Below are 10,783 nucleotides of genomic sequence, written 5' to 3'. Positions count from 1 at the left end.
GGCTTCAAGGGCTAGGGACGACGCGCCCGAAACGAAAAAGCCCCGCCGAAGCGGGGCTTTCCGTGAATTGCGAAGAGGCCAGCCTCAATTGGCTGCGGCAGCTTCTGCTTCGTCAGCGGGCGCTTCGGCAGCAGCCTCAACGGCATCGCCTTCCTCAGCAGCAGGTGCCTCTTCCTCGGCAGCCGGAGCGGCGGGGGCCGGGAAGTCAGGGCCGCCGCCATTGGCCTTCAGGTAAGCCAGAAGGTTGGCACGATCTTCAGCCTTGGACAGACCGGCAAAGCTCATCTTGGTACCATCGGCAAAGCCGCGCGGGTTGGCGAGCCAGTGATCGAGGTTCTCCCACGTCCAGTTTTCACCATGGCCGGAGAGTGCGGAGCTGTATGCGAAGCCGGCAGCATGCTTGCCGATCGCGGTGCCCGCTACGCCAAACAGGTTCGGACCGATTCCGTTGGCCCCGCCCTGGTTGATCGTGTGGCAGGCCGAGCACTTGGCGAAGACCTTCTCGCCCGCCGCGGCATCGGCCGATGCGAGCAGCGTGCCGAGATCGGGGCCGGCTTCCGCGCCGCCTTCTTCGGCCGCGCCTTCGAGCGCATAGCCGGCTTCTTCGATATGCGGGTGCTTGTCAGCCTTGAAGTACATGCCCGAAACAATCGAGCTGCCGAGCGCGACGATGCCTGCGAAGAGGACCCAGCCTGCAGCGGTGTTGAAACGATCGTCCATTGCGTGATTGCCTGCCAGAAAAGGTGGTGATCCGAGGTTTGCGCGCCGCTCTAGTGAAGCAAGCGCGTGCGCGCAAGTCCGTGGTGCGTGATAGCGCTTGATGCCGGGGCCGGCTCCCCTTAGCACCCCCTTCCCATGCGCCAGTTTGCCAAACCTGCTCTCGCCCTCGTGGATTCCATGCGAGCCGCCGCCGCCCAAGATCCGATGCGCGCGATCGCCTTTGGAGGTGCACCCGGTTCGAACTCGCACCAGGCGGCGATGCAGTTCGCGCCCGAGGCGCTGCCGCTGCCCTGCTTCAGCTTCGAAGACGCGCTGGACGCCGTGGCCACCGGAACGGCCGGCTGTGCGATGATCCCGATCGAAAATTCGCAGCATGGGCGTGTGGCCGACATCCACTTCCTGCTGCCCGAAAGCGGGCTCTACATCGTTGCCGAGCAGTTCATGCGAATCACGCATGACCTGATGGCTCTGGGCGACGGACCGTTCGAAGCGGCCTACAGCCACCCGCAGGCGCTGGGCCAGTCGCGCCACTTCCTTGCCGAACGCGGCATTGTGGGACTGGCCTATGCCGATACGGCAGGTGCGGCGGCCTTTGTCGCCGAAAGCGGCAATCCCTTCATCGCCGCCATCGCCCCCCGGCTCGCCGCGGATCTCTATGGCCTGAAGGTCGTAGAGCAAGCGGTCGAGGACGCGCATGACAACACCACGCGGTTCGTGGCTTTGGCGAAAGAGCCACTCGATCCGGCAGCGATCACCGACGCGCAGGCGATGACCACCTTCATTTTCGAGGTGAAGAACATTCCCGCAGCGCTCTACAAGGCGCTGGGTTGCTTCGCGACCAATGGTGTGAACATGACCAAGCTCGAAAGCTATCAGAAGGGCGCGAGCTTCGCTGCGACGACCTTCTTCGCCGATATCGAAGGCGCTCCGGGCGATCCGCGCGTCGATGTCGCGCTGGAGGAACTGGCGTTCCAGACCAACGAAGTGCGCCTGCTCGGCAGCTACCGGCAAGCTCGCAAGCGCGGCTGACCGGGGCGGAGGGCCACCCCGGCCGCTTTCAGGTCAATTGCGCCAGACGAGCCGCTTGGCGAGGATTTCGCTGTCGACCGTGCGGTACTTCGCCCGGTCACCCGATTCCGCCTGCATTTGGGCGATCGAGCGTTGCATATATTCGCGCATCTGCTTGTTGCGGGCTTCGAATTCGGCATCGCTTTCGAACTCGGCGAAGCGGGTGATCAGCCACAGGTCGGATTCGTTCTTGCGGGCGTAGGTATTGGACCAGATTTCGTAGCTCTGGATCCAGCCTTGCTGCACGGCATAGTCCATGCGCTTGCGCCATTCGCCTGCCAGCCAGTTGGCATAGGCAAGCCCGCCGCCGTCTTCGAGCGAGACGCCGGTGATCTCGACCCATTCGGCACCCTTCAGCGGATATTCGTCCTGGGCATGGGCCGGCAGTGGTGCGGCGAACGCAAGCGCGGTCGCGGCAAGCGCGATCCTGGTCAGTCGATTCATAGTGGTAACTCCTCTCCCACAGGTGGCACGACCCGTTTCGAGGCGTCAGGGCCTTTGCGGCCCGTTCATGCAGAAGTCCCCCAACGCTGTTTGCAAGCTGCCCCGCCCCCCGGGGAGAGTCAAATCTGCGAAGGTGGGATCAAGAGCTATTCGTCCCCGTAGATGGCAACCTCGTCCAGGCCTTCACTGGTCGCACGGCCGCGATACATGCCGGTGGTGTTCATGCTGAACACCGCATCGCCACTGGGGGCCACGACGATCACTCCGCCGTCTCCGCCCATCGCGCCGACCTCAGCAATCACTGCGTCGGACGCCGTCTGTGCATCCTCGCCCCTCATCTGCATGCGCAGGCAAATCGTGCGCGCGACCCCCACACGGATGAAGAATTCGCCCCAACCGGTGGCTGAAACCGCGCAAGAGTCGTTGTCGGCATAGGTTCCGGCGCCGATCACCGGGGCGTCGCCAATGCGGCCCCAACGCTTGCCGGTCATCCCGCCGGTCGATGTTCCCGCGGCCAGGTTGCCATGCGTGTCGAGCGCGACCGCCCCGACCGTGCCGAACTTGATATCCACGTCGAGAGCGGACAGCTTTTCCGCCTTCATTCGCTCGAGCGCCTCGCGCCGGGCATCGGTATCGAACCATTCGGGCGGCATGAACTCGACGCCTTGTTCGTGAGCGAACTCTTCCGCCCCCTCACCAGCCAGCATGACGTGCGGGCTGTCGGTCATGACCTTGCGCGCCAGCATGATCGGGTGGCGCACTCCGATGACCCCGGCGATCGCGCCCGCCGCGCGGTCGCGACCGTCCATGATTGCAGCATCGAGCTCGTGCGTACCGTCCCAGGTGAACACCGCCCCTCGGCCGGCATTGAATTTCTCATCATCTTCGAGCCGGGTAACCACGGCCTCGATAGCATCGAGGGCACTTCCTCCACCTGCCAGCACCGCCTTGCCCGCATCGAGCGCGGCCTGCAGCGAGGCGCGATAGGCAGCGTCGCGCTCGGGCGTCATGTCCGCCCGATCGAGCGTCCCGGCGCCGCCATGGATCGCGATCGACCAGCGGCCCTCGTCTTCCTGGGCCATGGCCGGCACTCCCGCTATTGCTGCACAGGCCGCGACAATGGCGGCGACGGACTCAGGAATTCTCTTCATGCGGTCAGCGATAGCATGGCCGCGTCCGCGCTCAATGGGCCGTGCTTTCCTTGTCCGCTGCAATGACCTAGCAATAAATCCATCATGCAGTTGCGCCCCGCCCAAGCAGACGACGCCCCCGCGCTTGCCCAATTCGGCAGGGCCAGCTTTGCCGCCGCCTTCGGCCATCTCTACCGCCCCGAAGATCTCGCGGCATTCGAGTCCGAGTCCTATGCGGTGGCGGCCGTCGCCGCGGAGATCGCCGGCGGTGAATGCATGCACATGTTGGCAGAAATCGACGGAAAGCTGGCGGGCTATTGCAAGATGCGCGTGCCTAGTAAGCTGGCGATCCATTCGACGGCAGCCAATCCGATCGAGCTGGGTCAGCTCTACACCGATCCGGCACGAACCGGCCAAGGAATTGGAGCCGCGCTGATGGATTGGGCGCTTGGCCTCGCGCGCGACGGCGGGCACGATGCAATCCTGCTATCCGTCTGGAGCGGCAACACCGGCGCGCAGCGGTTCTACGCCCGCTATGGCTTCGTCAAAATCGCCGACATTCATTTCAAGGTGGGCGAACAGCTTGACGAGGAGTACCTCTTCGAAAAGCGCATGTAGGGAGAGAGAAGATGGCGACATTCGGTTTCGCGAGCACGGCGGACGAGGTGCTCGAGGGCAAGGACCTGTCGGGGAAGACGGTACTCGTAACCGGCGGTTATTCTGGGCTCGGCATGGAAACCGCCCGGGCCATGGCGGCCAGGGGCGCTCACGTCATTCTCTCGGGCCGCGACGCGGGAAAGCTGGCAGAGGCTGGCACGGAAATCGCCGAGGCTGCGGGTGCAAATGTCGATACGCTGGTCTGCGATCTGGCCTCACTCGACAGCGTCCGCGCGGCGGCGAAGGAAGCCAAGGAGCGTTTCGCCAAGATCGATATCCTGATCAACAATGCGGGCGTCATGGCACCCCCTATGGGCCGCACCAAGGACGGGTTCGAAACGCAATTCGGCACCAACCATATCGGCCATTTCCTGCTGACCAACCTGCTCATGCCTCTCATCGAAAAGGGCGATCATCCGCGGATCGTCAACCTGTCCAGTCGCGGACATCACTTCGACCAGGTGCATTTCGACGATCCGAACTATGAGAAGCGCGAATACGAAAAGTGGACCGGCTATGGGCAGTCGAAGACCGCGAATATCCAGTTCACCGTAGGGCTGGAACGACGCCTCGCCGGCAAGGGCATCCATGCCTATGCGGTACATCCCGGGGGCATCCAGACGAATCTGGGGCGCCACATGACCGAAGAGGATGTCGCCTGGATGATGGAGCGCATCCGCAAGAATGCCGAGCAGGCCGGAACCAGCGGTACCGGGGCCGCAGCGCCGGGTTTCAAGACGATCCCGCAAGGTGCCGCGACCAGTTGCTGGGCGGCAACGGCGGAAGACCTCGAAGGTGCCGGTGGCGTCTATTGCGAGGACTGCCATGTGGCCGCGCAGGATGACGAAAATCCCGTTGGCGGGGTGCGCAGCTATGCCGTCAATCCAGAGAATGCCGATCGGCTATGGGCCCTATCGGAGCAGCTCGTCGGCGAGACTTTCGCCTACTGAACGATTGACGCGACGATACCGTCTGCCAGCCAGCGTGCGAGCATTGCGCCCGCTTCTGCGGCACCGTCCTCTTCGCCCAGCGCTGCCACGATGAGTGCGCAGGCTTCACCGAAACTGGCACCGCCCAGCATCGCGGCCAACGCCTCGCCCTCCCACTTGGCCCGCAGAACGAATACGGGACGTTCGCCTTCGCGCCACACGATCACGGCCTGTCTCTGGTCAAACGACACAGGTTCGGCGGGACCCTGATCGGGCGCCAGAGCCGACCAAAGCTTTACGAGGTCGAACCCGGTTTCGAGTACCGCCAGGCCTGGCAGGAAGCCTAGCCGCAGATCGGCCCAGCCCTGTTCGGTAAGGCCGGCCGACTGCTGGGCAAAGGCGTCCAGCGCCATTGGCTGGGCATTCGCGGCGGTAAAGGCCTGCCCCATCGCCCATTCGAGCGCAGCGAGCTCACCCACGTCGGGGTCGTTGGCGAACAGGTCGTCGCAGGTTTCCGGGAACCCTGCGCCTGCCAGATCTAGCGTCCAGCTCGACGGCGGGTGCGTGATGCAGTGATGCGCGGCGGCCTGTTCAAACGACGCTTCGCCAACCAGCCGCTCGGTGCGTTCAAAGGTAGCGCGCAATGCTTCGACCAGGGCTGTGCGATAGTTGTTGCGGTAGATTTCCAGACCCGCCTGGTGCCGTGCACCCCAGCCATCGGGAAGTGCCGCATCCTCATCGAGGATCGCGGAGAGAAACGCCTCTTGTCGGGCCAGGAGCGCCGTCATGCTGCCACCCGATCCGCCTCTTTCGAGGCCAGCTTGCGAGCGATGGCGAGTTCGTCGAGCAATTCGGGCAAGGGCGGAATATGTCCGTCGCGTTCGATCATCGTTGCCACCGGACCAAGCCGCTGGATTGCCGCCGCGTAGAGCGCCCAGACGCCTTCGCAGACTTCGCGATCGTGTGTGTCGACGATGATCTCGCCCGGCTGGTGCCCGGCAAGGTGAATCTGGCGAACGCGATCGGCGGGGATTCCGGCCAGATACTCATTCGCATCGAACTGGTGATTGTGCGCACTCACATAGACGTTGTTCACGTCAAGCAGGAGGTAACACCCGGTGCGTCGCGCCATTTCGCTGAGGAACTCCCATTCGCTCATCTCATCTTCGGGAAAGGAGAGATAGCTCGAAGGGTTTTCGAACAGCATCGCGCGACCCAGCGCTTCCTGCGCGCGATCGATGTTGTTGCACACGACATCCAGCGCCGCGCGCGTCAGGGGCAGGGGCAGCAGGTCGTGGCTGTTGTGGGCGCTGGTGCGGGTCCAGCAAAGATGGTCGGAGACCCAGAGCGGATCGATCCGGTCGGCCAGTAGCTTGAGGCGGCGGAGATAGTCTTCGCTGATGCCGTGCGCCGAGCCGATCGACATCGACACGCCGTGGATGATCACCGGGAGTTTCGAACGAACCTGTTCGAGAACGCGTAGCGGCTTGCCGCCGTCTACCATGTAATTTTCGGATATGACCTCGACGAAATCGACCGGAACGTCGCCATCGAGAAAGTCACTGTAGTGCGTCCGCCGGAGACCGAGACCGAAGCCGTGGAATGGGGCGATCGCGTCCATCACTGTAGTCCTTAGGAAAAAAGTGGCGACCCGGCGCGGGTTGGGAGGGATGGGGTCGGTCCCCGCGCCGGGCCGCCGGTTCGAGCGACCCTAAAGGCTCGAACTGGGCTCTATTATTAGCCGAGGTCGCCGATGGTGCCGCTCTTTGCCAGGCAGTCACCAGCCTTCAGCGCCTTGAAACCGTGGCCCTTACATTCGTTCTGACCCTTGCACTCATGCTCTGCAGTCGCGCAGTCACCGGTGCCCTTGCAGCTGTTGACGCCGTAGCAGTGCACGGTGTCGTTCGCGTCGATGGCGCGGCCATTGCTGCCCGCGGGGGCGTCGGCGGCAAAGGCAGTCATCGAGCTGAGGGCGAAGAGTGCTGCTGCAGCAACGACGGCGGGCTTTGCAGTGGTGGTCATGGCATCATGTCCTTGTGACAAGTGAAAATGGGTTTGTGCGTTGGTGCACATGGCCAGTTTCGCTACGGCACAGGCGGTGGTTACAGGGGGCTAAATTTTCCTGTGCTGTAACTCTGCAACCCCTTCACCCGAATGCCGAAATATTCCGTCCGCAAGGAAGGGATGCACCAAAACCCCAATTGAAAGAGTTCCTGATGACCACCACCACGATCGCCCGCCTCGCCGGCCTCGCGTTGACCGCCGGCATCGCCGCCAGCGTCGCCACGACCCCGGCAGCCGCGCAGAAAAAGCCGGAGATGGAAAAGTGCTACGGCGTCGCCAAGGCAGGTGAGAATGATTGTGCGGCAGGCCCGGGCACGAGCTGCGCCGGCACCTCGACCCGCGATTACCAGGGCAATGCCTGGAAGCTGGTTGCCAAGGGCAGCTGCACCAAGATCGCGACGCCCAAGGGCAAGGGTTCGCTGAGCCCGGTCGAACGCTGATAGTCCAACGCCACGCTACGCGAGCCGATCCATGCAGACCCTCCTTACCCTCTACGACAGGTTGACCGCCTTCCTGGCCTCACGCCTGCCCGAAGGGGTGGCGCTGCTGGTAACTCGCGTGGCGTTGGCGGGGATATTCTGGCGGTCGGGGCGGACGAAGATCGAGGATGGCACATTCCTTACCGTCAGCGACAACGCCAAGCTGCTGTTCGAATATGAGTATACAGGCGTACCGCTGTCACCTGACCTCGCGGCACCACTGGCCGCCTATGCGGAAAACCTGTTTCCGATCCTGCTCGTCGCGGGTCTCGCGACGCGGTTCTCGGCTTTCGCCCTGTTGGTGATGACCATGGTCATCCAGTTTTTCGTGTATCCCGATGCCTGGTGGCAGACCCACATCCTGTGGACAGCCATGGCCGCGATCCTGATTTCGCGCGGTGGCGGGGTGCTTTCGATCGATGCGGCACTCGCCGCGCGACGCATGCGGTGATAGGCAGTCGACGGGGAGGGATAGATGATCGCCGACGAAACTGCGCTGGCCCAGTTGATGGAAGCTTCGCAGAGGGGCGATCGTAACGCCTATCGCGTACTGCTGGCCGAAGTGCAGCTGTGGTTGGAACGGTATTTCCGGCGCCGCGTTGCCCCGGCGCAGTTAGACGATCTGGTCCAGGAGGTGCTGCTGGCGGTCCACGCCAAGCGCGCCAGCTGGGATCCGACCCGCGCTTTCATCCCCTGGCTGGCGGCGATCGCCCGTTACCGGTGGGTGGATCACCTGCGCAAGGTTTACCGCAATGCCGAGGAGGAACTCGGCGATCATGAGGCGGCAGCGGACGGCGATGAAGAAGCCGTATTGGCGCGCATGAGCCTCGAACGGCTGTTCGTGCATCTGCCGGACAAGCAGGTCGAGGCAATCGAATTGGTCAAGATCGAGGGACTCTCGATCGCCGAGGCTTCAGCCCGCACCGGGCAGAGCGAAAGCCTCGTCAAAGTGAATATCCATCGCGGGCTGAAGAAGCTGTCCGCGCTTGTAGAAAAGGCTGAATGAGAATGAACCGGGTCCCCAACCCCCTGATCGACCAGTTGGCCGATGACCTCGCACCGGTGAAGCCGATGACCCGCAGTGCCGGGGCTGCTCTCGCCGCGCTGGCGTTGGTACTGTCGGTCGCCGGAACCGCCTTGTTCGAAGGCATCTGGATGGCTCCCTTTGCCGGCCAGGCCTCACCCTTCTTCCTGATCGTCAACGGCGCCTTCCTGATGCTGGGCGTGGCCTGCGCAGGTGCGGTGGTGCGCATGGCATCACCGAAGGTCGGCAATTCCTACGCCGGAACCGGTTGGGCCATGGCAATGACCGCGATCATGCCGATTGCCACACTCGTGATGTTGCTGGGCCACGGCAGCGCCCTGGCCGCGATCGATCGGGCCTTCGCGCTTCACTGCGTGACGGCGCCTCTGCTGACCTCGCTCGTGACCGGCGGGGCACTGGTCTGGTGGCTCCGCCGCGGTGCCCCGGTATCGTCCGCCCAGGCGGGGCTGTTGACCGGGTTTGCGGCTGGCGCACTGGGCACTTTCGCCTACGGCCTGTCCTGCTCGTTCGATACCGTTGCCCACCTGGGCCTGTGGCACATGGTGCCGGTTGCCCTGGCGGCACTTATCGGGCGGATGGTCGTACCCAGCCTGATCCGCTGGTAAGCACCATCGGGCTCAGTTGCGACCGCGACGACGCTCGATGTCGAAGATGGCGCAACAGGCCAGGAAGGTGGCGATGATCATCACGAACTCGCCACCGTCTTCCAACCAAGCCTCGAAAGCGATCAAGTATTCGGACTTGTCGCCCCAGCTGGTAACAGCATCGGCGACAACTCCGAAGAAGGCAGCGCCGGCGATCCCGCCGGCCAGGATCAACGCATAGGCGGCAGGTCGTAGCTCAGCCCGGATCAGGGCCGCCAGCAATGAACAGAGCCACGCTGCTCCGATAAGCGCGAAGAGCAGCATTTCGCCCAAATCATTGGCGGGCAGAGGCGTAGCCTGCGGCATGGACGGGGCGATCCAATGGCCGAACTGTTCGTGAAACTGCAGCGAGTTGTCTGCCGTGAGGTAGATAAACAGCAGCGCATTGACCAGGTGGATACCCGCCCGTGTGCGCAGCCATAGAAGGACCAGCATGACGGCTGCCGCCGCCGTCAGTGAGTACTCCAGATACTCACCAAACCCCTCGTCCTTCGAGATATACATCTGCGCAGGCAACAGCGCATCGGTAACCGAGCCGTAATGCGCGGCGACGTCCATACCCGCGATCACCCCGGCGTATGGCAAGAGGAAGAACGCAACCCGGCGCCAGGCGTGATTGGCAACAACATCGCCAAGGGCACCCCACACCTCGTTCCACAAAGCCAGGATCCTGCTGTGCACCGGTTTCCCCCAAGCCTGCCTTCACCGTGGCGGTGTAGAAGCTGGCAGGTTGCTGCACCAGTGCAGGTCGCCTGTCGTGGCGCAGTTTTGCGCCATCCCATTGCGGGACGCGATTAGCGCAGGCTCGCGACAGGTCAGAGCCAGCGCAGGCGGCGAAAGGCAAAGATCAGCGCGGTAAACAACAGCAGGCAGAGTGCTACGACGAACCAGAAGGCACGCGGATCGTCCATTCCCGGCATGCCGCCGACATTGATCCCCAAAAGGCCGGTGAGGAAAGACAGGGGCAGAAAGATGCCGGCAACCACGGTCAGCATGTAGGTCGCGTGTTCGCTACCGGCCAAGGTCCGCGCCCGGATCTCGTCCTGCAGCACCAGCGCGCTTTCCTTGCTGATATCGATATCGTCGAGGTAGCGGCGCAGGCGTGCAATGCTCTCTGCGATCTCGCGGCGATCGTGATCCTCGAACCATGCCGGTGCATCGCGGCTGATATGCTCAAGCGCTTCGTGCTGGGGCGCCATGTGGCGCTTGAGCGCGAGGCAATTGCGGCGGATGATCGAGATACGCCGGAGCATTGCCTCCGCTTCCCTCTCGGGATCGGCTTCCTCCAGCTGATCGATCACCTCATTCATGTCGACGATCGACTGGCTCATCCTTGTGATCAGCAGCTCGGCAAGCTGGGTTATCGTCGCCCCTGCATCGGGCGGGCCCGCGCCCCGGTCGATCTGGGCGACAATCTCGCGCGGCGTCTGCAGTGGGTGGCGGCGGAGCGTGACCAGCCGCACCCCGTCGCTCCACAACTGCATCGAGATCATGTCCTCGGGCTCAGCACCCGGGTTGAAGTTGATCCCGCGCAGCGTCGCGACAAGTGTCTTGCCGTCACGAAAGGCGCGCGGACGGTTCTGGTCGCTGGTAAGCAGTTCGG

Annotated in this window: 15 protein-coding genes; 7 read left to right on the top strand and 8 right to left on the bottom strand. The window is 63.5% G+C overall.

The features are described from left to right. Positions 1-84: 84 nt before the first annotated feature. Positions 85-720 (bottom strand): cytochrome c family protein, encoded by a 636-nt coding sequence (locus AAFM29_RS00525; RefSeq protein ID WP_341710862.1) that lies wholly within the window; start codon positions 718-720, stop codon positions 85-87. A gap of 135 nt (positions 721-855) precedes the next feature. On the opposite strand from AAFM29_RS00525, the gene AAFM29_RS00520 reads away from it, so the two are divergent. Further along, the gene (locus AAFM29_RS00520; RefSeq protein WP_341710861.1) at positions 856-1,749 is read left to right on the top strand and encodes a prephenate dehydratase; all 894 of its coding nucleotides are present in this window, start codon (positions 856-858) and stop codon (positions 1,747-1,749) included. Positions 1,750-1,782: 33 nt separating this feature from the next. On the opposite strand, the gene AAFM29_RS00515 is transcribed toward AAFM29_RS00520, so the two are convergent. Both AAFM29_RS00515 and AAFM29_RS00510 read right to left on the bottom strand, forming a co-directional pair. After that, a complete protein-coding gene (locus tag AAFM29_RS00515; protein ID WP_341710860.1) occupies positions 1,783-2,232 on the bottom strand; it encodes a hypothetical protein in 450 nt (149 codons plus the stop codon). A gap of 146 nt (positions 2,233-2,378) precedes the next feature. Beyond that, the gene (locus tag AAFM29_RS00510) at positions 2,379-3,383 is read right to left on the bottom strand and encodes an isoaspartyl peptidase/L-asparaginase (RefSeq protein ID WP_341710859.1); all 1,005 of its coding nucleotides are present in this window, start codon (positions 3,381-3,383) and stop codon (positions 2,379-2,381) included. A gap of 84 nt (positions 3,384-3,467) precedes the next feature. Between AAFM29_RS00510 and AAFM29_RS00505 the strand changes: the two genes are divergently transcribed. Together AAFM29_RS00505 and AAFM29_RS00500 are read left to right on the top strand one after the other, a co-directional pair. Next, positions 3,468-3,980, top strand: a complete 513-nt coding sequence (locus AAFM29_RS00505) for a GNAT family N-acetyltransferase (protein WP_341710858.1) — start codon at positions 3,468-3,470, stop codon at positions 3,978-3,980. Between the two features lie 11 nt (positions 3,981-3,991). Beyond that, complete coding sequence (locus tag AAFM29_RS00500; RefSeq protein WP_341710857.1) at positions 3,992-4,969, top strand: SDR family NAD(P)-dependent oxidoreductase; 978 nt, start codon at positions 3,992-3,994, stop codon at positions 4,967-4,969. Here the strand turns inward: AAFM29_RS00500 and AAFM29_RS00495 are convergent. From AAFM29_RS00495 to AAFM29_RS00485, 3 genes are all read right to left on the bottom strand, one after another. After that, positions 4,963-5,736, bottom strand: coding sequence for a DNA-binding domain-containing protein (locus AAFM29_RS00495; RefSeq protein ID WP_341710856.1), 774 nt, complete (start codon positions 5,734-5,736; stop codon positions 4,963-4,965). The two genes, AAFM29_RS00500 and AAFM29_RS00495, sit on opposite strands and share 7 nt — an antisense overlap. Continuing rightward, on the bottom strand, positions 5,733-6,569 hold the full coding sequence (locus tag AAFM29_RS00490; protein ID WP_341710855.1) for a DUF692 domain-containing protein: 837 nt from the start codon (positions 6,567-6,569) through the stop codon (positions 5,733-5,735). Before AAFM29_RS00490 ends, AAFM29_RS00495 begins: the two co-directional genes overlap by 4 nt. Before the next feature lie 116 nt (positions 6,570-6,685). Continuing rightward, the gene (locus AAFM29_RS00485; RefSeq protein ID WP_341710854.1) at positions 6,686-6,970 is read right to left on the bottom strand and encodes a hypothetical protein; all 285 of its coding nucleotides are present in this window, start codon (positions 6,968-6,970) and stop codon (positions 6,686-6,688) included. Between the two features lie 194 nt (positions 6,971-7,164). Between AAFM29_RS00485 and AAFM29_RS00480 the strand changes: the two genes are divergently transcribed. Genes AAFM29_RS00480 through AAFM29_RS00465 form a run of 4 tightly spaced genes read left to right on the top strand, consistent with a single transcriptional unit; the run spans position 7,165 to position 9,141 of the window. Then, entirely contained in the window at positions 7,165-7,452 is a 288-nt protein-coding gene (locus tag AAFM29_RS00480) for a DUF2282 domain-containing protein (protein WP_341710853.1), read from the top strand. Positions 7,453-7,483: 31 nt separating this feature from the next. Further along, on the top strand, positions 7,484-7,942 hold the full coding sequence (locus AAFM29_RS00475) for a DoxX family protein (protein ID WP_341710852.1): 459 nt from the start codon (positions 7,484-7,486) through the stop codon (positions 7,940-7,942). Between the two features lie 24 nt (positions 7,943-7,966). Then, positions 7,967-8,497 (top strand): sigma-70 family RNA polymerase sigma factor, encoded by a 531-nt coding sequence (locus AAFM29_RS00470; protein ID WP_341710851.1) that lies wholly within the window; start codon positions 7,967-7,969, stop codon positions 8,495-8,497. Between the two features lie 2 nt (positions 8,498-8,499). Continuing rightward, entirely contained in the window at positions 8,500-9,141 is a 642-nt protein-coding gene (locus tag AAFM29_RS00465) for a DUF1109 domain-containing protein (RefSeq protein ID WP_341710850.1), read from the top strand. 12 nt (positions 9,142-9,153) lie between these two features. Here the strand turns inward: AAFM29_RS00465 and AAFM29_RS00460 are convergent, their stop codons facing one another. Beyond that, the gene (locus AAFM29_RS00460; RefSeq protein WP_341710849.1) at positions 9,154-9,861 is read right to left on the bottom strand and encodes a hypothetical protein; all 708 of its coding nucleotides are present in this window, start codon (positions 9,859-9,861) and stop codon (positions 9,154-9,156) included. Positions 9,862-9,995: 134 nt separating this feature from the next. Further along, a partial coding sequence (locus tag AAFM29_RS00455; RefSeq protein ID WP_341710848.1) for a CorA family divalent cation transporter occupies positions 9,996-10,783 on the bottom strand: 788 nt, incomplete at its 5' end.

The organism is Erythrobacter sp. (genome assembly GCF_038133525.1).
Taxonomy (GTDB): Bacteria; Pseudomonadota; Alphaproteobacteria; order Sphingomonadales; family Sphingomonadaceae; genus Qipengyuania.
The sequence above is the reverse complement of the archived record's forward strand: the minus strand, read 5'-3'. Positions and strand labels throughout refer to the sequence as shown.

Excerpts from the sequence above, each read along its gene's own strand:
- AAFM29_RS00505 (WP_341710858.1), top strand. The coding sequence starts at position 3,468 with ATGCAGTTGCGCCCCGCCCAAGCAGACGACGCCCCCGCGCTTGCCCAA.
- AAFM29_RS00480 (WP_341710853.1), top strand. The coding sequence starts at position 7,165 with ATGACCACCACCACGATCGCCCGCCTCGCCGGCCTCGCGTTGACCGCC.
- AAFM29_RS00495 (WP_341710856.1), bottom strand. The coding sequence starts at position 5,736 with ATGACGGCGCTCCTGGCCCGACAAGAGGCGTTTCTCTCCGCGATCCTC.
- AAFM29_RS00470 (WP_341710851.1), top strand. The coding sequence starts at position 7,967 with ATGATCGCCGACGAAACTGCGCTGGCCCAGTTGATGGAAGCTTCGCAG.
- AAFM29_RS00500 (WP_341710857.1), top strand. The coding sequence starts at position 3,992 with ATGGCGACATTCGGTTTCGCGAGCACGGCGGACGAGGTGCTCGAGGGC.
- AAFM29_RS00510 (WP_341710859.1), bottom strand. The coding sequence starts at position 3,383 with ATGAAGAGAATTCCTGAGTCCGTCGCCGCCATTGTCGCGGCCTGTGCA.
- AAFM29_RS00465 (WP_341710850.1), top strand. The coding sequence starts at position 8,500 with ATGAACCGGGTCCCCAACCCCCTGATCGACCAGTTGGCCGATGACCTC.
- AAFM29_RS00490 (WP_341710855.1), bottom strand. The coding sequence starts at position 6,569 with ATGGACGCGATCGCCCCATTCCACGGCTTCGGTCTCGGTCTCCGGCGG.
- AAFM29_RS00475 (WP_341710852.1), top strand. The coding sequence starts at position 7,484 with ATGCAGACCCTCCTTACCCTCTACGACAGGTTGACCGCCTTCCTGGCC.
- AAFM29_RS00515 (WP_341710860.1), bottom strand. The coding sequence starts at position 2,232 with ATGAATCGACTGACCAGGATCGCGCTTGCCGCGACCGCGCTTGCGTTC.
- AAFM29_RS00485 (WP_341710854.1), bottom strand. The coding sequence starts at position 6,970 with ATGACCACCACTGCAAAGCCCGCCGTCGTTGCTGCAGCAGCACTCTTC.
- AAFM29_RS00525 (WP_341710862.1), bottom strand. The coding sequence starts at position 720 with ATGGACGATCGTTTCAACACCGCTGCAGGCTGGGTCCTCTTCGCAGGC.
- AAFM29_RS00520 (WP_341710861.1), top strand. The coding sequence starts at position 856 with ATGCGCCAGTTTGCCAAACCTGCTCTCGCCCTCGTGGATTCCATGCGA.